19 protein-coding genes are annotated in these 20592 nt (G+C 60.0%); 8 read left to right on the top strand and 11 right to left on the bottom strand.

Annotated features, from left to right (window positions below):
- Nucleotides 1–42: 42 nt before the first annotated feature.
- Both phnD and phnE read left to right on the top strand, forming a co-directional pair.
- On the top strand, nucleotides 43–927 hold the full coding sequence (gene phnD, locus AACX78_RS14845; RefSeq protein ID WP_159166664.1) for a phosphonate ABC transporter substrate-binding protein: 885 nt from the start codon (nucleotides 43–45) through the stop codon (nucleotides 925–927).
- A 60-nt stretch (nucleotides 928–987) separates the two neighbouring features.
- Nucleotides 988–1785 (top strand): phosphonate ABC transporter, permease protein PhnE, encoded by a 798-nt coding sequence (gene phnE, locus AACX78_RS14840; protein ID WP_040094714.1) that lies wholly within the window; start codon nucleotides 988–990, stop codon nucleotides 1783–1785.
- 70 nt (nucleotides 1786–1855) lie between these two features.
- On the opposite strand, the gene AACX78_RS14835 is transcribed toward phnE, so the two are convergent.
- Nucleotides 1856–3178: a Na+/H+ antiporter family protein gene (locus AACX78_RS14835; protein ID WP_021140420.1), complete on the bottom strand. Its 1323-nt coding sequence runs from the start codon at nucleotides 3176–3178 to the stop codon at nucleotides 1856–1858.
- A gap of 251 nt (nucleotides 3179–3429) precedes the next feature.
- Nucleotides 3430–4101 carry a ribonuclease T gene (rnt, locus tag AACX78_RS14830; RefSeq protein ID WP_005310637.1) on the bottom strand — a complete coding sequence of 224 codons (672 nt, stop codon included), beginning with the start codon at nucleotides 4099–4101 and terminating at the stop codon, nucleotides 3430–3432.
- A 148-nt stretch (nucleotides 4102–4249) separates the two neighbouring features.
- Between rnt and AACX78_RS14825 the strand changes: the two genes are divergently transcribed.
- Nucleotides 4250–6223 (top strand): methyl-accepting chemotaxis protein, encoded by a 1974-nt coding sequence (locus AACX78_RS14825; protein ID WP_159166663.1) that lies wholly within the window; start codon nucleotides 4250–4252, stop codon nucleotides 6221–6223.
- A gap of 68 nt (nucleotides 6224–6291) precedes the next feature.
- Nucleotides 6292–7167, top strand: coding sequence for a flagellar protein MotY (locus AACX78_RS14820; protein ID WP_181455285.1), 876 nt, complete (start codon nucleotides 6292–6294; stop codon nucleotides 7165–7167).
- A gap of 72 nt (nucleotides 7168–7239) precedes the next feature.
- On the opposite strand, the gene gloA is transcribed toward AACX78_RS14820, so the two are convergent.
- The 8 genes from gloA to rsxA all read right to left on the bottom strand — a co-directional run bounded on the left by gloA (nucleotide 7240) and on the right by rsxA (nucleotide 14794).
- The gene (gene gloA, locus AACX78_RS14815) at nucleotides 7240–7653 is read right to left on the bottom strand and encodes a lactoylglutathione lyase (protein WP_159166662.1); all 414 of its coding nucleotides are present in this window, start codon (nucleotides 7651–7653) and stop codon (nucleotides 7240–7242) included.
- 102 nt (nucleotides 7654–7755) lie between these two features.
- Nucleotides 7756–8397, bottom strand: coding sequence for an endonuclease III (gene nth, locus AACX78_RS14810; protein ID WP_005310645.1), 642 nt, complete (start codon nucleotides 8395–8397; stop codon nucleotides 7756–7758).
- Between the two features lie 18 nt (nucleotides 8398–8415).
- Complete coding sequence (locus AACX78_RS14805) at nucleotides 8416–9174, bottom strand: electron transport complex subunit E (RefSeq protein ID WP_125600485.1); 759 nt, start codon at nucleotides 9172–9174, stop codon at nucleotides 8416–8418.
- A gap of 73 nt (nucleotides 9175–9247) precedes the next feature.
- The gene (gene rsxG, locus AACX78_RS14800) at nucleotides 9248–9880 is read right to left on the bottom strand and encodes an electron transport complex subunit RsxG (RefSeq protein WP_159166661.1); all 633 of its coding nucleotides are present in this window, start codon (nucleotides 9878–9880) and stop codon (nucleotides 9248–9250) included.
- A 123-nt stretch (nucleotides 9881–10003) separates the two neighbouring features.
- Nucleotides 10004–11056: an electron transport complex subunit RsxD gene (rsxD, locus tag AACX78_RS14795; RefSeq protein WP_021140426.1), complete on the bottom strand. Its 1053-nt coding sequence runs from the start codon at nucleotides 11054–11056 to the stop codon at nucleotides 10004–10006.
- A 3-nt stretch (nucleotides 11057–11059) separates the two neighbouring features.
- Entirely contained in the window at nucleotides 11060–13630 is a 2571-nt protein-coding gene (gene rsxC, locus AACX78_RS14790; protein ID WP_159166660.1) for an electron transport complex subunit RsxC, read from the bottom strand.
- 14 nt (nucleotides 13631–13644) lie between these two features.
- Nucleotides 13645–14208, bottom strand: coding sequence for an electron transport complex subunit RsxB (gene rsxB, locus AACX78_RS14785; RefSeq protein WP_017412577.1), 564 nt, complete (start codon nucleotides 14206–14208; stop codon nucleotides 13645–13647).
- Between the two features lie 4 nt (nucleotides 14209–14212).
- Nucleotides 14213–14794, bottom strand: a complete 582-nt coding sequence (gene rsxA, locus AACX78_RS14780; RefSeq protein ID WP_005310657.1) for an electron transport complex subunit RsxA — start codon at nucleotides 14792–14794, stop codon at nucleotides 14213–14215.
- 112 nt (nucleotides 14795–14906) lie between these two features.
- Here rsxA and AACX78_RS14775 point away from each other — a divergent pair, with 112 nt between their 5' ends.
- The 4 genes from AACX78_RS14775 (at nucleotide 14907) to AACX78_RS14760 (ending at nucleotide 19088) form a co-directional block, all read left to right on the top strand.
- Entirely contained in the window at nucleotides 14907–15803 is an 897-nt protein-coding gene (locus tag AACX78_RS14775) for a DMT family transporter (protein ID WP_159166659.1), read from the top strand.
- Between the two features lie 95 nt (nucleotides 15804–15898).
- Nucleotides 15899–16096, top strand: a complete 198-nt coding sequence (locus AACX78_RS14770; protein WP_159166658.1) for a hypothetical protein — start codon at nucleotides 15899–15901, stop codon at nucleotides 16094–16096.
- 160 nt (nucleotides 16097–16256) lie between these two features.
- Nucleotides 16257–17450: an enoyl-ACP reductase FabV gene (gene fabV, locus AACX78_RS14765; RefSeq protein ID WP_021140931.1), complete on the top strand. Its 1194-nt coding sequence runs from the start codon at nucleotides 16257–16259 to the stop codon at nucleotides 17448–17450.
- A 162-nt stretch (nucleotides 17451–17612) separates the two neighbouring features.
- The gene (locus tag AACX78_RS14760; RefSeq protein WP_159166657.1) at nucleotides 17613–19088 is read left to right on the top strand and encodes a YfcC family protein; all 1476 of its coding nucleotides are present in this window, start codon (nucleotides 17613–17615) and stop codon (nucleotides 19086–19088) included.
- Nucleotides 19089–19152: 64 nt separating this feature from the next.
- Here the strand turns inward: AACX78_RS14760 and AACX78_RS14755 are convergent, their stop codons facing one another.
- Nucleotides 19153–20367: a pyridoxal phosphate-dependent aminotransferase gene (locus AACX78_RS14755; RefSeq protein ID WP_005314784.1), complete on the bottom strand. Its 1215-nt coding sequence runs from the start codon at nucleotides 20365–20367 to the stop codon at nucleotides 19153–19155.
- Nucleotides 20368–20592 lie beyond the last annotated feature (225 nt).

Here is a 20592-nt window from a genome sequence, read left to right as displayed (position 1 = left end):
TATTCAACCCATTAGCTGTTCAATACAAAGGAATGTCAGTTCATGTTCAAGCGTATGCGTCACGTACTCGCGGCTTCTGCCCTGCTGGGTGGGGCCTTGGTCAGTGGCCAGGCCCAGGCGGCCGGGCAAGAGCTCAATTTCGGGATTATCTCTACCGAGTCGTCCCAGAATCTCAAGGCAATGTGGGATCCGTTCATCACCGACATGAGCAAGCAGACCGGCCTCAAGGTCAACGCCTTTTTTGCCCCTGATTATGCGGGCATCATACAGGGCATGCGTTTCAACAAGGTGGACGTGGCCTGGTATGGCAACAAGGCAGCCATGGAAGCCGTGGATCGCGCCAACGGTGAAATCTTCGCTCAGACGGTCGCCGCCAACGGATCCGAGGGTTACTACAGTCTGGTGGTGGTCCACAAGGACAACCCGGTCAGCACCATCGACGACATGCTCGCCAAAGCAGGCGAGCTCACCTTCGCCAATGGTGACCCCAACTCAACTTCAGGTTACCTAGTGCCCGGCTATTACGTGTTTGCCAAGAACAATGCCGATCCTAGCCGTATCTTCAAACGCACCCTGAATGGCAGCCACGAGGTGAACGCCTTGTCCGTGGCCAACAAGCAGGTGGATGTGGGTACCTTCAACAGCGAGGGGATGGAAAGGCTGCAAGAGACGGCACCGGATAAAGCCGCTCAGTTGAAAGTGATCTGGACCTCACCCCTGATCCCTTCCGATCCCATGGTATGGCGCAAAGGGCTCGATGATGGGGCCAAGGAACGTATCCGCACCTTCTTCATGACCTATGGGGATCAACCCGCCGAGCAGCAGGTCCTGACCGGTTTGCAGTGGGCCAAGTTCAAGCCCTCTGACGATGATCAACTGTTGCCCATCCGCCAGCTGGAGCAGCGCATGGCTGCCAGTGCCAGCTGATGTCAACCCGTGCCCCCGCCCGGGGGCACTTATCTTCACGATACCTTGTCGAGAGTCACTATGAGCAGTATCACTGCCGTTCCTCATCCCGCTGTCCCCAATAGCAAGCCATCCTGGCGCAGCTTGACAGGCTGGGGTCTCTTTATGGCCGTGTTGGCCTGGTCATGGCAAGGGGCTGAGATGAATCCGCTTGCCCTCTACCGGGATGCGGGCAACATGGCCCAGTTTGCCGCTGACTTCTTTCCTCCGGACTTTTCCCAGTGGCAGCTCTACCTGCGCGAGATGATAGTGACGGTTCAGATCGCTCTGTGGGGGACTGTACTTGCCATTATCTGCGCCATTCCCCTTGGCATCTTGTGTGCCGAGAACATAGTGCCCTGGTGGGTCTATCAACCGGTCCGCCGTCTGATGGATGCTTGTCGCTCCATCAATGAAATGGTGTTTGCCATGCTGTTTGTGGTGGCCGTGGGACTGGGGCCCTTTGCCGGTGTACTGGCGCTGTTTATCGGAACCACAGGGGTGCTGGCCAAGCTGTTTGCCGAAGCGGTGGAAGCCATAGAGCCGGGTCCGGTGGAAGGGGTGCGGGCAACGGGCGCCAGTGCGCTGCAGGAGGTGATCTATGGGGTCATTCCCCAGGTGCTGCCGCTGTGGATCTCCTACTCCCTCTACCGCTTTGAGTCCAATGTCCGTTCCGCCACTGTGGTGGGCATGGTGGGTGCAGGCGGAATAGGGGTGATGCTGTGGGAAGCCATTCGCGGGTTTCAGTTTGGCCAGACCTGCGCCCTGCTGATCGTGATCATTCTGGTGGTGAGCATGCTGGACCTGCTTTCCCAGCGGCTGCGCAAACAGTTTATCTAAGGGCCTTGGTCCACAAAGTGAAAAGGCGACCACGAGGTCGCCTTTTGCATGTCTGCATCTTGCCCGAGTGCTAGAGCACCATGGCCGCCACCCAGCCAAAGAGGATGAGCGGGATATTGTAGTGAATAAAAGTGGGCACCACGCTGTCCCAGATATGGTCGTGCTGACCATCGACATTGAGACCCGACGTGGGGCCCAGGGTCGAATCCGAGGCGGGTGAACCTGCATCCCCCAGTGCACCGGCGGCGCCGACCAGGGCCATGGTCGCCATGGGGGAGAAGCCGAGGTGGATACAGAGCGGCACATAAATGGTGGCTATGATGGGCACAGTGGAGAAGGAAGAGCCTATCCCCATGGTGATCAAGAGACCAACCAGCAGCATCAGGAAGGCGGCGAGGCCTTTTTGATCCCCGATCACCGCAGAGACGGACTGCACCAGGCTCTCCACCCCCTGGGTCGCCTTCATCACGGCGGCGAAGCCGGCGGCTGAGATCATGATGAAGCCGATGAGGGACATCATGCGCACGCCCTGGGTGAAAGCGTCCTGGCTCTCGCGAAACTTGATGACACCGCCACAGGTGAAGATGACAAAGCCCGCCAATGCACCCAGCACTATGCTGTTGGTCATCAGCTGCAGCCCGAGGGCGACGGCGATGGCCAGCAGGGCAACCCAGATATGGTTGAGATTGAGCTCGGTGGATTCGGGCTCGGCGGCCAGGATCTTGTCCATGTCATACTGGCGTGGCTTGCGGTAGGTGATGAACACGGCGACCAGCAGACCAAGGAACATCCCAAGCACAGGGATTGCCATGGCCATCGGCAGCTGGCCAAGCTCGACCGGCACCCCGTTGTCGATCAGGTTCTTGGCCAGTATGTTGTTGAGGAAGATGCCACCAAAGCCCACCGGCAACAGCATATAGGTCGCGGTCAGGCCGAAGGTGATGACGCAGGCCACCTGGCGGCGGTCGACTTTCATCTTGGCCATCACATGCAGCAGCGGCGGGATCAGGATGGGAATAAAGGCGATGTGGACCGGGATCAGGTTCTGGGAGGCGACGGATACGCAAAGGACGGCGCCGAGCAGCAGTGTCTTGACCCAGAGGATGCGCGAGCTGCTGGCATCTTGCCCCAGCTGGTTGATCACCTTGCGGGCCAGCAGGTCGGTGATCCCGGAGCGGGAGATGGCGACCGCAAAGGCCCCCAGCATGGCATAGGAGAGCGCGATCTCTGCGCCACCGCCCAGGCCACCGCTGAAGGTGCTGAGGGTGTCGGCCAGGGACAGGCCACCCAGCAGGCCACCTACGATGGCGCTGATGGAGAGCGAGACCACCACATTGATCCGCAGCAGGCTGAGCACCAGCATCAGCGAGACCGCGACAACAACAGGGTTCATGTGACTTCCTTTTAATGGTTATTGGTTGTCTGTCTTTTGAAAGGCAGTTAGTTTGCGAAAATCACGACAAATGTCGAGTAAAAAATCAGGCAATTGGCCTGTGAGACGTATCCCCGCAGGGTTGGGGTGAGCGAGGGGAGCAGAGCGGTTGAAAACTGTGCTGTCCGGGTCTGCCTGCCATTCTGGTCAAACCACGTTGATGCCGTATCCCAATAGAAGAAGGCTGCCATGGCAGCCTTCTTGCTCGTTGCTTATCCCGCTTGTTCGTTCGCGTCATCGACGGGGGCATCATCCGGGTGGGCTGGCGGCCAGCCACCCAGGCTCTTCCAGCGGTTGACGATATGACAGAACAGCTCAGTGGTGCGTTCGGTGTCATAGAGGGCCGAGTGCGCCTCTTTATTGTCAAACGGGATGCGAGCGCTCTGGCACGCCTTGGCCAGCACTGTCTGACCCAGGGCCAGGCCGGAGAGGGCGGCAGTGTCGAAGGTGGCAAACGGATGGAACGGATTGCGCTTGAGGCCGGCCCGCTCGGCGGCGGCCATGACGAAGCCATGATCGAAGGTGGCGTTATGGGCCACTATGATGGCGCGGTTGCAGTCGCTCTCCTTCATCCCTTTGCGAATGCCCTTGAAAATCTCGGTCAGCGCCTCTTTCTCGCTGACGGCGCCGCGCAGCGGATTGAAAGGGTCTATGCCGGTGAACTCCAGCGCCGCCTTTTCCAGGTTGGCGCCTTCGAACGGCTCGACGTGAAAATGAAAGACCTGATCGGGAGCGAGCCAGCCATCCTCATCCATCTTGAGGGTATAGGCGGCTATCTCCAGCAAGGCGTCTGTCCTGGCATTGAACCCGGCGGTTTCAACATCGATGACGACGGGGTAAAAGCCACGAAAACGGCCCTTGAGAGTGTGTACAGCGTCGGTCATGGTATCTCGGTCGGCGTGAAATGAGGCGGCATTATGGCAAAAAAGCCAGCCTTTGTCCCTCATCAGCAGCCATGAGACGGGCGTCTGATTCTATTCTCGGCACTCGTGCTTATAATTGACCACTTCAACAATGGAATGGGGAGAGGGGATGAACAAGCTGGGATTGGCACACAAGATGTTGCTGGTGGTCTGCCTGCCACTGCTGGCCTTGCTGTTTTTTTCTGGCCGATACGTGTATGAGCGTTATCAGGTCGAGCAGGAGATGGGCCAGGCACAAGCGGCACTCTATGTCGTGCGGGAGGCGGCACAACTGGCCCACGAGCTGCAAAAGGAGCGCGGCATGTCGGCAGGTTTCCTTGGCTCTGGTGGCAACAAGTTTCGCGACGCCCTGCCTGCCCAGCGCAAGCTGGTCGATACCCTGTTGGTCCGTTTTCACGAGGATCCCGCCTTGTTGGCGTTGGGAGAGGTGCAACAGGCGCTGACCGGGCTCACCGCCATGCGTGAGCGGGTCGGCGCGCTGGGGGTCGAAGTGGCCGAGCAGGTTGGCTTTTACAGCCGTCTCATCAGCCAGCTGCTGGCCGTGGTGGACCAGGTCAGTCTCAACAGTCAGGATGCCACCATAGCGCTGCAGACCAATGCCTACGCCGCCTTCTTGCAGAGCAAGGAGCGAATGGGGCTGGAGCGGGCAACCCTGAGCAATGTGTTCGGCCGTGACCACTTTACCCCTGCGCTGTTGCAGCAATTCATCTCCCTGCTGGCGGCCCAGAATACCTATCTCGAGCGTTTCCAGGCAGTGGCGAGCCCGTCACAACGTCAACTGCTGGCCGACAGCCTGACCTCTCCCGTGGTAGCCAAGGTCGCCGCCATGGAGCAACTGGCGCTGGACAAAGCCACCACAGGCGGCTTCGGGGTCGATGCCGAAGCCTGGTTTGCCTTGAGTACCGACAAGATAGGTCTGCTCAAGGAGAGCGAAGATCGCCTTTACCAGCAGTTGTTCGAGCGGGTCGAGCAGATGCGGGCAAAGAGTGCCAGTGACTTCTGGTGGGCGGCGCTCGGTGTGCTGCTGTGCGTAGCGTTGACCACCTTCGTCTGCTGGCGGGTGGTGCGAGATCTGCACCTGGGTTTTATGGCGTTGCACCAGACCTTCAAACGGCTGGTACAGGAGAATGATCTGACGGTGCGGGTCAACTGGCGGTCCGGTGACGAACTGGGTGCCCTGGCGCAGGATCTGAACCATTTTCTCGCGCACCTTGAGGGGCTGTTGCTGGCGGTCCGCCGTTCCTGCGAGGTGCTGGCCCGCAGCGCCGCCACCTCGGCAGACGTGATCGCCGAGGTGAATGCTGGCGTCGTCAAAGGTTTCGGTCAGGTGGACCTGGTGGCGACGGCAGCCACCGAGATGGCCTCGACGGTGGCCGAGATTGCGCGCAATGCAACCCAGACGTCGCTGGCGACCCAGCAGGCCATCGGACGTGCCCGTCAGGGCGACAAGGAGGTGGATCAGACCATAGACGCCATCCAGCTGGTGGCGGGCACCCTGGCCAACACCCAGCAACTGGTGGATAGCCTGTATCAGGATACAGAGTCGGTCGGTGAGGCGCTAAATCTCATCAAGCAGATCTCGGATCGCACCAACCTGCTTGCCCTCAATGCAGCCATAGAGGCGGCCCGGGCCGGTGAATCTGGTCGTGGTTTTGCCGTGGTGGCGGAAGAGGTGAGGGCACTGGCCTCTCGCACCCAGCAGGCGGCAGAGGACATAGAACGGATGTTGTCCCGATTGCGCCAGGGGGCGGATCAGGCGGTCACGGCCATGCATCTGGGCACTGAGCAGGCAGGCTTGAGCGTGACCGAGGCCAAGCGGGCGGGGAGCGAGCTGAGCGACATAGTGAGCGAGGTGCGCAAGGTGAGTGACATGACTGCCCAGGTGGCCACCGCGACGGAGGAGCAGCGCTACGTCACTGACGATATCCAGCACAATGTGATGACCATACGCGAGGTGTACGAAGCTCATCGCCTGCACTCTGAAACCTTGCAGCAAAACAGCGCAGAGCTGGATCTGCTGGCTCGCGAGCTGGCGGGTCGCATTGCCAGCTTCAAGCTGATGGATCGTCCTTCCCCCCACTGAGTGCTTTGCCCTAAAGCTTGCCCTGCCCCTGCCGATACCTAACGTGAGATCGTGTGGAGGGCAGGCACTTGAACGCTTGGATAGTCGGGTTGGTCAGCATATCAGTGAGTATGCAATTACAGGCGGGGGTTACCGAGTTTGGTGCCGGCCTGGATCAATCCGTCTGGCGTTTGACTTCGGATACGCAAGTGGAGTGCCGCCTAGAACACCCTATTCCCAACTGGGGGACGGGGGCTTTCGTCAGCCGTGCCGGTCGCAAGATCAATCTGGATTTCGAACTCAAGGGGCTGCGACAGCAAGCCCAGACCCAGACGGTCAGTCTGGGGATCATGCCGCCACTCTGGCGTCCCGGTGTTGCCGGGCGGGAAGTGAGCCAGTTGCGCTTTTACCAGCAGTTTGATGGTCTGGTGGAGGGGCAGACCGCCTGGACCATGCTTGATGAGCTGGAAGGGGGGCGCATGCCAACTTTCCAGTATCGTGACTGGTACCGTCAGAACCGGCCGGTGCGGGTCTCCCTCTCCTCTGTCAACTTTCGGGTCAAGTACCAGGCCTTTGTGGATTGCCTGAGTGGATTGCTGCCCTATAGCTTCAATGACATCGCCTTCAGCGTGCTCTCCTATGACAAGAACAGCGATCAGCTGTCACTGGCCTCCCGGCGGCGACTTGCGATGATTGGCGAGTATGTGAAGGTCGACAAGAGCATTGATGTGGTGGTGATCAACGCCTACAGCGACAGCTATGGCGGCCGCTGGCCCAACCAGAAACTCTCCGAGAAGCGGGCAGATGCCATCAAGAAGGTGTTTGTGGATCTGGGGATCGATCCGGGCAAGATCTCGGTGGAAGGGCATGGCGAGAAGCGTCATGTCCGCTCAAATGAAACCGATGACGGTCGCGCCAAGAACCGGCGGGTGGTGATCAATATGGGCCGCAATGGCGCCATCTGATGGCCTGTAGACTGAGATGAAAAAAGAGCGCCGCAGCGCTCTTTTTTATTGGGCGTTGCCTGAGGTATTGCCTCAGAAGTTGTCACCCAGGCCGCTGCCTGCATCTTTCTTGGCGATCAGTTCAATCTTGTAACCGTCCGGATCTTCCACGAAGGCAATGACAGTGGTACCGCCCTTCACTGGACCTGGCTCGCGGGTGATCTTGGCGCCGGCGGCGCGCAGGGCGTCGCAAGTGGCATAGATGTCGTCCGCTTCCAGCGCAATGTGGCCGTAGGCCGAGCCCAGTTCGTACTCGCTGACACCCCAGTTGTAGGTGAGCTCGATGACGGCTTCGTCTTTTTCGTCACCGTAGCCAACGAAGGCCAGAGTGTACTTGTATTCGCTGTTTTCGCTCTTGCGCAAGAGTTTCATACCCAGCACTCGGGTGTAGAAGTCGATGGAGCGTTGCAGATCGCCAACACGCAGCATGGTATGCAGAATTCTCATTGCTCAGTTCTCCGGGTAGATTTTTGTACTCACACAAGTCTTGGATGATACAGGAATCGCAGCAGAAGTTTGCGGGCTATAGCGTACAGCCTGCATGCTGCCTTATTCCTGTGGATAGACTTTTTCTTTGTATTCACACAAGTCTTCGATGATACAGGAGCCGCAGCGCGGTTTGCGAGCCAGACAGGTGTAACGGCCGTGCAGGATCAACCAGTGGTGCACATCGAGCTTGAACTCGGCAGGCACCACTTTCAGCAGTTTCTCTTCCACCTGATCAACGTTTTTGCCCACCGCGAAGCCGGTGCGATTCGACACCCGAAAGATGTGGGTATCGACGGCGATGGTGGGCCAGCCAAAGGCGGTATTGAGCACCACGTTGGCGGTCTTGCGACCCACACCGGGCAGCGCTTCCAGCGCCTCGCGGTTCTCCGGCACCTCGCCGCCATGGCGTTCCAGCAAGATGGCGCACGTCTTGATGACGTTTTCGGCCTTGGTGTTAAACAGGCCTATGGTCTTGATGTACTGTTTCAGCCCATCCACCCCGAGCGCCAGCATGGCGGCCGGGGTATTGGCCACCGGATAGAGCTTGTCGGTGGCCTTGTTGACGCTTACGTCGGTGGCCTGGGCTGACAGCAACACGGCAATCAAGAGCTCGAAGGGCGAGGTGAAGTTGAGCTCTGTGGTGGGATGGGGATTGTTGTCCCGCAGTCGCTCCAGGATCTGCCTGCGTTTCTGGTTGTTCATGGTTTCTCACGTCTCAGATCAGAGTTGGGTGGCGCGCACACCCGCCACCGGCACACTGCTATCGGCAAGGGGGGCGGCTTGCTTGCGATCACGCCAGTCATTGATGGCATTCTTGCCGGCGATCATCAGGCCTAGCCCGATAAAGCCCCCCGGCGGCAGGATCGCCAGCAGCAGGCTGGCATCGGCATGAAACAGCTCGATGCGCAGGGACTTGGCCCAGTCACCCAGCAGCAATTCGGCGCCGTCAAACAGGGTCCCCATGCCAATGATCTCCCGCAGGCCACCCAGTACCAGCAGCACCAGGGTAAAGCCCAGCCCCATCATGAAACCGTCCAGTGCCGCCAGCAGGGGCGGATTCTTGGAGGCATAGGCTTCGGCCCGGCCTATGATGACGCAGTTGGTGACGATCAGGGCGATGAAGATACCGAGCGCCTGATAGAGGCCATAGGTATAGGCATTCATCAGCAGCTGCACGCTGGTGACCAGGGCGGCGATGATCATCACGTAGATGGGAATGCGAATGTCCTTGGGCACCAGGTTGCGCACCAGGGAGATGGCAAGGTTGGAGCTCACCAGCACCGCCATGGTGGCCAATCCCAGTCCGAGCGCATTGGTAAAGGTGGAGGACACTGCCAGGGTAGGGCAGAGCCCCAGCACCTGCACCAGGGAGGGGTTATTCTTCCACAGCCCTTGCAGCATCAGCTCCTTGAGCTCTTCACGACGGCCCTTGCCCTCACTGATCGGGGTCTGGTCATCCAGTGTATGAGAGTGTTCCATTTATCGGCTCCGGCTGAGATGGTACATGGATATGCATAGCACATCAGTCTGTTTCATATGTGTGGGCCCAGGCTTATGGCGTGGGGTCGCACGGAGGGGCATCACGCAGCGACTCAGGGTGCGTTTGCTCCAGCAGCAGCAGGTTTTTCACTGCCTTGACCACGGCGCGGGGGGTGATGGTGGCGCCGGTGAAAGCATCGAATTCGCCGCCATCTTTTTTCACTGCCCAACTTGCCTCGTTGTCGCGGCTGAGGAACTTGCCGACAAAACTGTCTATCCAGCTCGATTTCTTCAGTTCTATCTTGTCACCCAGGCCCGGCGTCTCGTTGTGGGCCAGCACCCGCACAGCACTGACGCTGCCCTTGGCATCTGTACCAACGATGAGGCGAATGGCCCCACTGTAGCCGTCAGGTGCCACGGTTTCCAGCGCATAACCCGTGGTCTCGCCTTTCAGGGTTGCAGTGTAGAGCGGCATGGCCTGATCGCTGCCCAGATAGGTTTTGCTCTGTACCAGCTTGCAACTGGCCACCAGGTCGTTGTCATAGCTTCCTTCTGGCAACAGGGCGGAGAGGGTGCGCAGCTTTTCCAGCTGCTGCTGATGGGCGATCCTGTCGCGGGTCAGCTCGTTGGTCAGCACCACAACGGCGGTGCAGGCCAGGGCAAACAGGGCTAGCGTGACGCCGTTTTTGCGCATGCTCTTTAACATTGGATACTTCCTGAGAGTGAGGTTTGCGCCGGGATCATTTGCGACGAGCTCCATGTCCCCTGAGGCGTGTCAGGCTGTCGTGCCGTGTGGTCACGCAGGGGTGGGTTATCCGCATTATGTTACTCATTTGCGACGGGCTCCATAGACCTTGGGGCGTGTCAGGCTGTCGATCAGCGGCACACACAAGTTGGCCAGCAACACGGCAAAGGCGAAGGCATCAGGGTAACCGCCAAAGCGACGGATAAGGTAGACCAGCACGCCGATCAGTACGCCATATACCAGGCGGCCACGGGGCGTGGTGCTGGCGCTGACCGGATCGGTAGCGATGAAGAAGGCCCCCAGCATGGTGGCACCGCTGAACAGATGGAACATGGGGGTGGCGGTGGCATCCGGCGTCATCAGATAACCCAGGGTTGCGGCCAGCAACAAGGAGCCCAGGATGGCACCCGGAATACGCCAGTTGATCACTCTTTGCTGCAGCAGGAACAGGCCGCCCAGCAGGTAACCCAAGTTGACCCAGCTCCAGCCGATGCCGCCCCAGCCCTCGAATACGGCGTGACTCATCACTTCACCCGTGGTGAGCCCCTGATTCAGCCCTGTCTTCAGGGTATCGAGTGGCGTAGCCATGGTGAGGCCATCCACCCCCTGCTTGAGCTGCGCCATGCTGTAGCCATCCAGGCTGAAGCCGGTAAAGATGACGGACGCTGCATCGCCAAAGCCGATGTCATAGGCGCGAATGGTGTCTGGCGGCAACCAGCTGGTCATTTGCACGGGGAAGGAGACCAACAGCAACACATAGGCCACCATGGCCGGGTTGAACAGGTTCTGGCCCAGGCCGCCATAGAGGTGCTTGGCGATGATGATGGCAAAGGCGGTACCCAGTACCAGCATCCACCAGGGCAGCAGGGGGGGCAAAGAGAGGCCAATCAGCACGGCGGTCAGAGCGGCACTGCCATCCATCAGGGCGGGCTTGATGGGGCGGCGGCGCAAGCGAAGCACCAGCGCCTCGGCCCCCAGCGCCGTCACCAGCGCCAGCAGGATCTGGATGAAGGAACCCCAGCCAAAGAACCAGGTCTGGGCCAGCAGGCCTGGCAGGCAAGCCAGGATCACCAGCAACATCAGGGTTTGGGTCTGTTTGCGGTTATGAGCAAACGGCGCACTCGCGATATTGAACATGGATCAGTGGCTCTTGTCTGGCGATGGAGAAGGTGACTGTGCTTGGGGGGGCAGGCCTTGTGCGGCAGCCTCTGCTGCCAGCTTCTTGGCTTTGGCCCGAGCGATGGCGGCGGCAATGGCTGCTTTCTTGGGGTCGACCTCGGCAGTCGCCGGTGCGAATTCGCTTACCGGCTGGGCCTCGTTAGCCGTCGCCTCAGGCTCGGCGACCTTTTCATCCGCCGCTTGCGCTGCTTTTTTTGCTTTGGCACGGGCGATGGCGGCGGCAATGGCTGCTTTCTTGGGGTCGACCTCGGCAGTCGCCAGTGCGGGTTCGCTTACCGGCTCGGCCTCGCTAGCGATAGCCTCAGGCTGGGCGACGTTTTCATCCGCCGCTTGCGCGGCTTTTTTTGCTTTGGCGCGTGCGATGGCGGCGGCAATGGCTGCTTTCTTGGGGTCGACCTCGGCAGCTGCCGGTGCGCGTTCGCTGAGCGGCTCGGCCTCGTTAGCCATAGCCTCAGGCTCGGCGACGTTTTCATCCGAAGCTTGCGCTGCCTTCTTGGCTTTGGCCCGAGCGATGGCAGCAGCAATGGCTGCTTTCTTGGGGTCAACCTCGGCAGTCGCCGGTGTGGGTTCGCTGAGCGGCTCGGCCTCGCTAGCGATAGCCTCAGGCTTGGCGACGTTTTCATCCGCAGCTTGCGCTGCCTTCTTGGCTTTGGCCCGAGCGATGGCAGCGGCAATGGCTGCTTTCTTGGGGTCAACCTCGGCAGTCGCCGGTGCGGGTTCGCTGAGCGGCTGGGCCTCGTGAGCCATAGCCTCGGGTTTGGCGACGTCTTCATCCGCAGCTTGCGCGGCCTTCTTGGCCTTGGCACGAGCAAGGGCTGCGGCGATAGCTGCCTTTTTCGGATCCTGCGTCTCTGGCGTTGGTGCAACGACGGCGGCAACGTCAGCGGATTCACCGCTGGCGGCCTTGGCGGCGCGCCGCGCGAGGGCCTCCTGCTTGCGCGCCTCGCGGGCGGCAATCATGGCGCTGTTGTCTGGCTGCTCGCCAACAGCGCTGGCCGTGACTTCCTGCTTGGCTTTGATGCGGGCGAGGGCGGCAGCGACGGGATCTTCCCCTCCACTGGCCGTCATGGCCTGGCGGCGCTGGGCCGCAGCCTCGGCATGGCGGGCTTCTCGGGCCGCTTTTTCCCGCTCGAAGCGGGCCTGCTTGGCCTCGAAACGCTGCTTGGCACGCTCGGCTTTTTCGGCCTCGGCACGGGCCTCGCGAATATCATCCTTGGCAATCTTGTAGTACTGCACCAGCGGGATCTGGCTGGGGCAGACCCAGGCGCAAGCGCCGCACTCGATACAGTCGAACAGGTTGAGCCCTTCGGCCTTGTCGTACTCCTTGGCGCGGCTGTACCAGTAGAGCTCCTGGGGCAGCAAATTGGCCGGACAGGCATCGGCGCAGGCGCTGCAACGGATGCAGGCTTGTTCGGGACCGGGGGGCGGCAGCTCGGCACGGGTCGGGGAGAGCAGGCAGTTGGTGGCCTTGACCACGGGGACCATGGCGTGGGGCAGGGTGAAGCCCATCATGGGGCCTCCCATGATGACCCTCTGGTCCGCCTCGGGTTGCAGCTCGAAACGCTGCAACAGCCAGCGCACTGGCGTGCCCAGCAGTACCCAGGCATTGCCTGGCTTCTTGAAGGCGTCACCAGTCAGGGTGACGATGCGGGAGATGAGCGGCTCGCCGTCGATGATGGCGCGCTTGATGGCGAACACGGTTGCCACGTTGAGCACCATGATGCCCATGTCCACCGCCCGCCCACCTTTGGGCACCTGACGGCCGGTAAGCAGCTCTATGGTCTGCTTGGCACCGCCCGAGGGGTACTTGGTCGGCACCGTCTTCACCAGCACGTCATCATCGGTGGCGTGGCGGGTCAGTTCGGCAATGGCGGCGGGTTTGTTGTCTTCCACCCCTATCAGGGTCAATTTGGGTTTGAGCAGATGCTTGAGCACCCGGATGCCGTCCATGATCTCGTCGGCATACTCCTGCATCAGCCGATCATCTGTGCTGATGTAGGGCTCACACTCCAGCCCGTTGACGATCAGGATCTCGGTGAGCTGGCCGCGGCCGTCCAGCTTGCTGTGAGTCGGGAACACTGCGCCGCCCAGACCTGCAATGCCGGCCTGCTGGATGCGCTCGAGCAGTTCGCCCCGATCCAGATTCCAGTAGTCTGGCTTGCCCTGGTGCTCACCCCAGGCATCCTCCCCATCCGGCGTCAGGGTGATGCAGAGATCATCGAGACCCGAGGGGTGCGCCACAGTATGGTGGCCGATGGCGGTGATGGTGCCCGAGGTCGAGGCGTGCACGGGCACTATGCGGCCCTTGTCATAGCGGGTAAGGGGCTGACCTTTCTTGACCTTGTCGCCGATCTGTACCAGCAGATCGCCGGCCGGCCCTGCGTGCTGGCGCACCGGTATGATGAGCTGGGGCGGCAGGCCCGCGTCCACCACGGGTGTCAGGCTGGATTGGTGCTTGTTCTCGGGAGGGTGAATGCCGCCGTGAAAATCCCACAGAGTGCCGGCTTTGATGCGTTCGAGCAGATGCTGCATGGTTACTCCGCTGTTTATTCCACTATCTTGACCGGAATGGCAACGCTGGCCAGATCCCACTTCCAGTTGTCGACCGTGGTCGGCACAGGGATCATTTCGATACAGTCGGTCGGGCAGGGATCGACACAGAGATCGCAGCCGGTGCACTCGTCTGTGATGACGGTGTGCATCGCCTTGGTGGCACCGACGATGGCATCGACCGGACAGGCCTGGATGCACTTGGTGCAGCCGATGCATTGATCTTCATGGATGAAGGCAACTTTCTTGACCGGGATGGCGGCCTCGGCACTGCCCAGCGGTTGAGGGTCGACCCCCATCAGGTCGGCTATCTTGCGCATGGTGGCATCGCCACCGGGCACACACTTGTTGATCTGATCGCCATTGGCCAGCGCCTCGGCATAAGGTTTGCAGCCAGGGTAACCGCACTGGCCGCACTGTGTCTGTGGCAACAGGGCGTCAAGCTGATCGACGATGGGATCGGCTTCCACGTGAAACTTGACGGCGGCAAAGCCCAGAATGATTCCGAAGGCAAGGGCCAGCAGGGCCAGTACCAGAACGGCAAAGAGTATGTGAGTCATAGCGCTATATCTTGATAAGGCCGGTAAAGCCCATAAAGGCCAGCGACATCAGGCCGGCGGTGACCATGGCAATCGACACACCGCGAAACGGAGTGGGAACGTCGGCCGCCACCAAGCGTTCACGCATGGCGGCAAACAGTATCAGTACCAGCGAGAAGCCTGCGGCTGCGCCAAATCCGTAGATGATGCTTTGAATGAAGTTGTGACGCTCGTTGATGCTCAGCAGTGCCACCCCTAGCACGGCGCAGTTGGTGGTGATGAGCGGCAGGAAGATGCCCAGCAGGCGATAGAGGGTCGGGCTGCTCTTGCGGATAACCATCTCGGTGAACTGCACTACGACGGCGATCACAAGAATGAAGGCAAGGGTGCGCAGGTAGGCGATGTTCAGCGGGATCAGGATATAGTGTTCCATCAGATAGGAACTGGCGCTGGCCAGCGTCATCACGAAGGTGGTCGCCAGCCCCATGCCGACGGCGGTCTCCAGCTTGCCGGAGACGCCCATAAAGGGACACAGGCCGAGAAACTTCACCAGCACGAAGTTGTTAATCAGCACGGTACTGACCAATAAAAGCAGGTACTCAGTCATGGGAGATGGGTTATCCGGTTTGAAGGCGGCGGTATTATCTGATTTTAGGTCTCCTTAAACAACCGCAAGGCCGCATGGTTATTATTCAAATGGCCAATTTCATGGAGGAAATGTGCGCCCTTTACCCATTTTTACCCTGACCCTGGCAATGCTGCTCTGGTCCAGCTCCTTTATCGCCCTCAAGCACGTGCTGGGGATCTGGGGTTTCGGTCAGGTGCTGTTCATGCGCATTAGTGTGGCGGCGCTCTGCTGGCTGCTCTGCTACCGCTATCTGGGCAATTTCACCTATCAAAAGGGGGATTGGCGCTGGCTGGCCCTGATGGGGGGACTGGAGCCCTGCCTTTATTTCCTGCTGGAGGTCAATGCCCTGCGTTACACCAGTGCTGGTCAGGCGGGCATGGTCTGTGCCCTGTTGCCGCTCATCGTGGCACTGGTGGCTTTTGTGCTGCTCAAGGAGCGGGTCAGTCGCCGCCAGTTGCTCGGCTTTGCCATCGCCATCGTCGGCATTGCCCTGCTGGGGCTGGGTAGCGGCGTGGATGAGTTTGCCCCCAACGCCTTGCTCGGCAACAGCCTGGAGATGGCGGCCATGCTGTGCGCCGCCACCTATTCTGTGGTCTTCAAGAAGCTCTCCAGCCGCTATGGCGTGCTCACCCTGACAGCGCTGCAAGCCTTCGTCGGTACCCTCTTTTTCGCCCCCTTCGCCTTCAGCGAACCCTGGCCCACCGCCTGGGCCTGGCAGGACATGGCGGTCATCGTCTTTCTTGGCGCCTTTGTGACGCTCGGAGCCTACCTGCTCTACAACTGGTCGGTGATCCAGGTCAAGGTGACCCTGGCGGCGGCCTATGTGAACCTCATTCCGGTCTTTACCCTGTTGCTGGCCTATCTGCTGCTCGGTGAAACTCTGACGCCATTGCAATGGCTTGCCTGTGGCGCCGTCTTGCTGGGGATTGCCGTGGGCCAGCTGCCCGCTCGGCGCAAAGTGCGCGAGCCGGTTATCGCTGACAGCTGATCTATCCCGGAGGCTGATCGATGGACTAGAGTCAGCACAGTAAAAGGGCGTGTGTCGCTTATCACCTTGGCCAGGCTTTATCCGGGAGAATGCCGATGAACAGCATGATGTTATTGACCAGGGCACAGGCCTTGTTGACCCATAGCCCCTTTACGCTGGACGATGCCAGGTCGCTGGAAGCACTGGAGGAGGCTGCGGTGGGAGAGGAGGGGCTGCGGATCGCTGAATTGTGGGAGGCCGCCCTGATGCAGGCTGACGAAGCGGCTCGCCATTACATCAAGGGGGAAGGCTGAGTATCGGGTCTGGTTATCTCGCCGCTTGTTAATTTTTGGCAGTGGGCCGCCTCTCTTTGCTCATTTTCCCCGCAGTCCAACACATCAGAGCACCCTAGGGCGGCAAGATGAGGTATCTTATGCCCCGATTTCATCCATTTAACGGTGTCGAGACCCCTCTATGATTATCAAACCCAAGGTTCGCGGCTTTATCTGCACCACCACTCACCCGGTCGGCTGTGAAGCCAATGTTCGTCGTCAGATTGCTTACACCCAGGAGCAGGGCATGATTGCCAATGGTCCCAAGCGGGTGCTGGTGATTGGCGCTTCCACCGGTTATGGTCTGGCCTCCCGGATTGCCACTGCCTTCGGTAGCGGCGCTGCCACAATAGGCGTCTTCTTCGAAAAAGCCGGTAGCGAAACCAAGACGGCGACTGCGGGCTGGTATAACTCGGCCGCGTTCGACAAGGCCGCCAAAGAGGCGGGTCTGTATGCGAAAAGTGTCAACGGCGATGCTTTCTCCAACGAATGCCGCGCCAAGGTGATCGAGCTTATCAAGGCCGATCTGGGCCAGATTGACCTGGTGGTCTACTCCCTGGCCTCGCCGGTACGCAAGATGCCGGATACCGGTGAAGTGGTGCGCTCAGCCTTGAAACCCATCGGCGAGACCTACACCACCACCGCCATCGATACCAACAAGGATCAGATCATCACCGCCACCGTCGAGCCGGCGAATGAGGAAGAGATCCAGAACACCATCACCGTCATGGGCGGTCAGGATTGGGAGCTGTGGATGGCGGCCCTGCGCGATGCAGGCGTGCTGGCCGACGGCGCCAAGTCCGTGGCTTACTCCTATATCGGCACCGACCTGACCTGGCCCATCTACTGGCACGGTACCCTGGGCCGCGCCAAGGAAGATCTGGATCGTGCCGCCACCGCCATTCGTGGCGATCTGGCCGCCAAGGGCGGCACCGCTCACGTGGCCGTGCTGAAATCCGTGGTGACCCAGGCCTCTTCTGCCATTCCGGTGATGCCGCTCTACATCTCCATGGCCTTCAAGATCATGAAGGAGAAGGGCATCCACGAAGGTTGCATGGAGCAGGTCTACCGCATGATGCGCACCCGTCTCTATGGGGAAGAGCTGGCGCTGGACGAGCAGGCCCGCATCCGCATGGATGACTGGGAACTGCGTGAAGACGTGCAGCAGACCTGCCGTGATCTCTGGCCTTCCATCACCACCGAGAACCTCTCCGAGCTTACCGACTACACCGGCTACAAGCAGGAGTTCCTGCGCCTGTTCGGCTTCGGTTTGGCCGAGGTGGATTACGAGGCTGATGTGAACCCGGACGTGAAATTCGACGTGGTTGAGCTCTGAGTCTGACTCAGGTGAAAACAGGGCCCTGCGGGGCCCTGTTTTTTTGTCACCAATCTGGTGAAATCACGAAATTTTATTATCCGCGATCACCTTTTCCCCATATCAAACCCGCTAATCTTGCGCTGTCGGATCACATGACGGCGCTGCCGAGGAATGGAAGCTATGACCACCCCACATGAGGCGCCCAAGAAGCGCCAACTCCCCACCGTATACACACTGCTGTTCATCATCATCGCCCTGATGGCGGTCCTCACCTGGGTGTTGCCAGCGGGCAAATATGACTATGTCACCGCCAAGAGCCAGCAGCCGGTTGCGGCCGCCACAGTGGCCGATTACAGCGGTGATGAGCGTTTGCTGCCTGTGCCCGGCAGCTATACCGAGCTGCCCTCCCAGCCGCAAGGGGTGTTCGAGGTGCTCAAGGCCCCCATTCAGGGCTTTCACAAGGCGGCCGACGTGGCGCTGTTCGTGCTCATCATCGGCGGCTTTCTTGCGGTGACCATGCAAAGCGGCGCGCTGGATGCGGGTGTGGGGGCCATAGTGCGCACCTTCGCCGGGCGCGAGCGGCTGCTGATCCCGGTGCTGATCGCTCTGTTTGCCCTCGGCGGCTCCACCTTCGGCATGGCGGAAGAGACGGTGGCCTTCTGGGCGCTCATCGTGCCCGTCATGATGGCGGCAGGCTTCGATCGCATGGTGGCGGCGGGGATCATACTGCTTGGCTCCGGGGTCGGGGTACTCGCCTCTACCGTCAATCCGTTTGCCACCGGCATCGCCTCCGGTTTTGCCGGCATTCCCATCGGGGAGGGGATTGGGCTGCGGGTCATCCAGTGGCTGCTGCTGGTGATCTTCGCCTCCTGGTTCGTGATGCGCTACGCCGAGCAGGTGCAGCAGGACAAGTCCCGCTCCGTGTTGGCGGACATCGTCTATGACGATGAATTCTCCCAGATGAAGCGCAGCGACTCGGCCTTTACCGGCAAGCAGAAGCTCACCATGCTGGTGTTCTTTGGCACCTTCCTGCTGATGATCTATGCGGTGGTGCCCTGGTCGGATCTGGGGATAGACCTGCTGCCGACCTTTGGCTGGTGGTTCGACGAGCTCTCCACCCTATTTTTCAGCGCCTCCATCCTGATAGCGCTCATCAACCGGATGCCCGAGTCCAACTATGTGGCGACTTTCCTGAGCGGAGCACGGGATCTCATCGGGGTGGCGCTGGTGGTGGCGGTGGCGCGCGGCATCTATGTGGTGATGGAGCAGGGCGTCATCATAGACACCATCTTGCACTGGGCCGAAGGGTTGGTGACCGACCTCTCCTCGTCGGTGTTCATCCTGATGGCTTATCTGGTGCACATCATTCTTAGTTTTTTTATTCCCTCAACCTCGGGGCTGGCGACTGTCTCCATGCCCCTGATGGGGCCGCTGGCGGATTTTTCCGGCATCTCGCGGGATCTGGTGATCACCGCCTATCAATCCGCCTCCGGCTGGATCAATCTGTTCGCCCCCACCGCCGCCCATCTGGTGGCGGGGTTGGCGCTGGCCAAAATCCCCTACGATCGCTTCGTGCGCTGGGTGCTGCCCTTCATCGTCGGGGTGGCCCTCATCACAATGGCAGTGCTGGTGGCGGGCACCCTGTTGCATGGCTGATGATTCAGCTGCAAACGACAGATAGCAAAAAGGCTCCCGAAGGAGCCTTTTTCATGAGCCGTGCTTACTGCTTGTAGCCCTTGAGGAAGCGGGCGAGGCGACCGATGGCCTCTTCCAGCTCCTCTTCCCGGGGCAGGAACACCAGCCGGAAGTGGTCCGGCGCCGGCCAGTTGAAGCCGGTACCCTGCACCAGCAAGAGCTTTTCCTGCTGCAGCAGGTCGAACACCATCTTCTGGTCGTCACGAATGTCGTACACCTTGGGATCGAGGCGCGGGAACATGTAGAGCGCCCCCTTGGGCTTGACGCAGGAGACCCCGGGGATCTCGTTCAATAGCTCCCACGCCTTGTCCCGCTGCTTGCGCAGGCGACCGCCCGGCAGGATCAGCTCGTTGATGCTCTGGTAGCCACCGAGGGCGGTCTGGATGGCGTGCTGCATGGGCACGTTGGCACACAGTCGCATGGAGGCCAGCATCTCCAGCCCCTCGATATACCCCTTGGCACGGCCCTTGGGCCCGGTAATGACCATCCAGCCCTGACGGAAGCCACAGGCACGATAGGCCTTGGAAAGGCCGTTGAAGGTCACCACCATCACATCGTCGCACAGGGTGCAGACGCTGGTGTGGGAGATGTCGTCGTAGAGGATTTTGTCGTAGATCTCGTCGGCGAAGATGATGAGGTTGTGCTGGCGGGCTATCTCGATCACTTCCAGCAGGAACTCGCTGCCGTAGACGGCGCCGGTCGGGTTGTTGGGGTTGATCAGCACCAGGCCGCGAGTGCGCGGTGTGATGCGGGCGCGGATGTCATCCAGATCCGGATACCAGTCGGCCCCTTCATCGCAGCGGTAGTGCACCGCATGGCCGCCGGAGAGGGTCACCGCCGCGGTCCAGAGCGGGTAGTCGGGGGAGGGCACCAGCATCTCGTCGCCGTTGTTGAGCAGCGCCTGCATGGCCATCACGATGAGCTCGCTGGCACCATTGCCGATATAGATGTCGTCGATGTCGACCTTGCGCATCCCTTTTTGCTGGTAGTACTGCATCACCGCCTTGCGGGCAGAAAACAGCCCCTTGGAGTCGCAGTAGCCCTGGCTCAGCGGCATGTTGAGGATGACATCCTTGATGATCTCTTCTGGCGCATCGAAACCAAACGGGGCCGGATTGCCGATATTGAGCTTGATGATGCGGTGGCCTTCGTCTTCGAGACGGCGCGCTTCTTTATGCACCGGGCCGCGAATGTCATAGCAGACATCGTCGAGCTTGTGCGACTTGTCGATAGTGAACATGGTGAGTGTGCTTCCTTCCCCGTGGGGACGCGTTGGCGAAAAAGGCGTTTTTTAGTATCAAATTTCTTTTCCCCTATTCTTCACAGAATTGAATGCTAGAACAATCTTCTTTTTAGTAGAATTCCCTGATTTTTAGCCTTAAAACAGGGTTGCTGAAACGTTAAATTCAGCACGATCGTTTGTGTAACCCGAGGTTCACTAGTGAAAGATGAGGGGCTGATTAAC

The sequence above is a fragment of the Aeromonas sp. 9A genome, from assembly GCF_963900955.1.
GTDB lineage: Bacteria > Pseudomonadota > Gammaproteobacteria > Enterobacterales > Aeromonadaceae > Aeromonas > Aeromonas salmonicida.
This window is presented reverse-complemented; position numbering and strand designations above follow the sequence as displayed.

Excerpts from the sequence above, each read along its gene's own strand:
- fabV (WP_021140931.1), top strand. The coding sequence starts at position 16,257 with ATGATTATCAAACCCAAGGTTCGCGGCTTTATCTGCACCACCACTCAC.
- rsxB (WP_017412577.1), bottom strand. The coding sequence starts at position 14,208 with ATGACTCACATACTCTTTGCCGTTCTGGTACTGGCCCTGCTGGCCCTT.
- rnt (WP_005310637.1), bottom strand. The coding sequence starts at position 4,101 with ATGACCGACGCTGTACACACTCTCAAGGGCCGTTTTCGTGGCTTTTAC.
- AACX78_RS14835 (WP_021140420.1), bottom strand. The coding sequence starts at position 3,178 with ATGAACCCTGTTGTTGTCGCGGTCTCGCTGATGCTGGTGCTCAGCCTG.
- AACX78_RS14755 (WP_005314784.1), bottom strand. The coding sequence starts at position 20,367 with ATGTTCACTATCGACAAGTCGCACAAGCTCGACGATGTCTGCTATGAC.
- AACX78_RS14760 (WP_159166657.1), top strand. The coding sequence starts at position 17,613 with ATGACCACCCCACATGAGGCGCCCAAGAAGCGCCAACTCCCCACCGTA.
- rsxA (WP_005310657.1), bottom strand. The coding sequence starts at position 14,794 with ATGACTGAGTACCTGCTTTTATTGGTCAGTACCGTGCTGATTAACAAC.
- phnE (WP_040094714.1), top strand. The coding sequence starts at position 988 with ATGAGCAGTATCACTGCCGTTCCTCATCCCGCTGTCCCCAATAGCAAG.
- gloA (WP_159166662.1), bottom strand. The coding sequence starts at position 7,653 with ATGAGAATTCTGCATACCATGCTGCGTGTTGGCGATCTGCAACGCTCC.
- AACX78_RS14770 (WP_159166658.1), top strand. The coding sequence starts at position 15,899 with ATGAACAGCATGATGTTATTGACCAGGGCACAGGCCTTGTTGACCCAT.
- rsxG (WP_159166661.1), bottom strand. The coding sequence starts at position 9,880 with ATGTTAAAGAGCATGCGCAAAAACGGCGTCACGCTAGCCCTGTTTGCC.
- phnD (WP_159166664.1), top strand. The coding sequence starts at position 43 with ATGTTCAAGCGTATGCGTCACGTACTCGCGGCTTCTGCCCTGCTGGGT.
- AACX78_RS14805 (WP_125600485.1), bottom strand. The coding sequence starts at position 9,174 with ATGGAACACTCTCATACACTGGATGACCAGACCCCGATCAGTGAGGGC.
- nth (WP_005310645.1), bottom strand. The coding sequence starts at position 8,397 with ATGAACAACCAGAAACGCAGGCAGATCCTGGAGCGACTGCGGGACAAC.
- rsxD (WP_021140426.1), bottom strand. The coding sequence starts at position 11,056 with ATGTTCAATATCGCGAGTGCGCCGTTTGCTCATAACCGCAAACAGACC.
- AACX78_RS14825 (WP_159166663.1), top strand. The coding sequence starts at position 4,250 with ATGAACAAGCTGGGATTGGCACACAAGATGTTGCTGGTGGTCTGCCTG.
- rsxC (WP_159166660.1), bottom strand. The coding sequence starts at position 13,630 with ATGCAGCATCTGCTCGAACGCATCAAAGCCGGCACTCTGTGGGATTTT.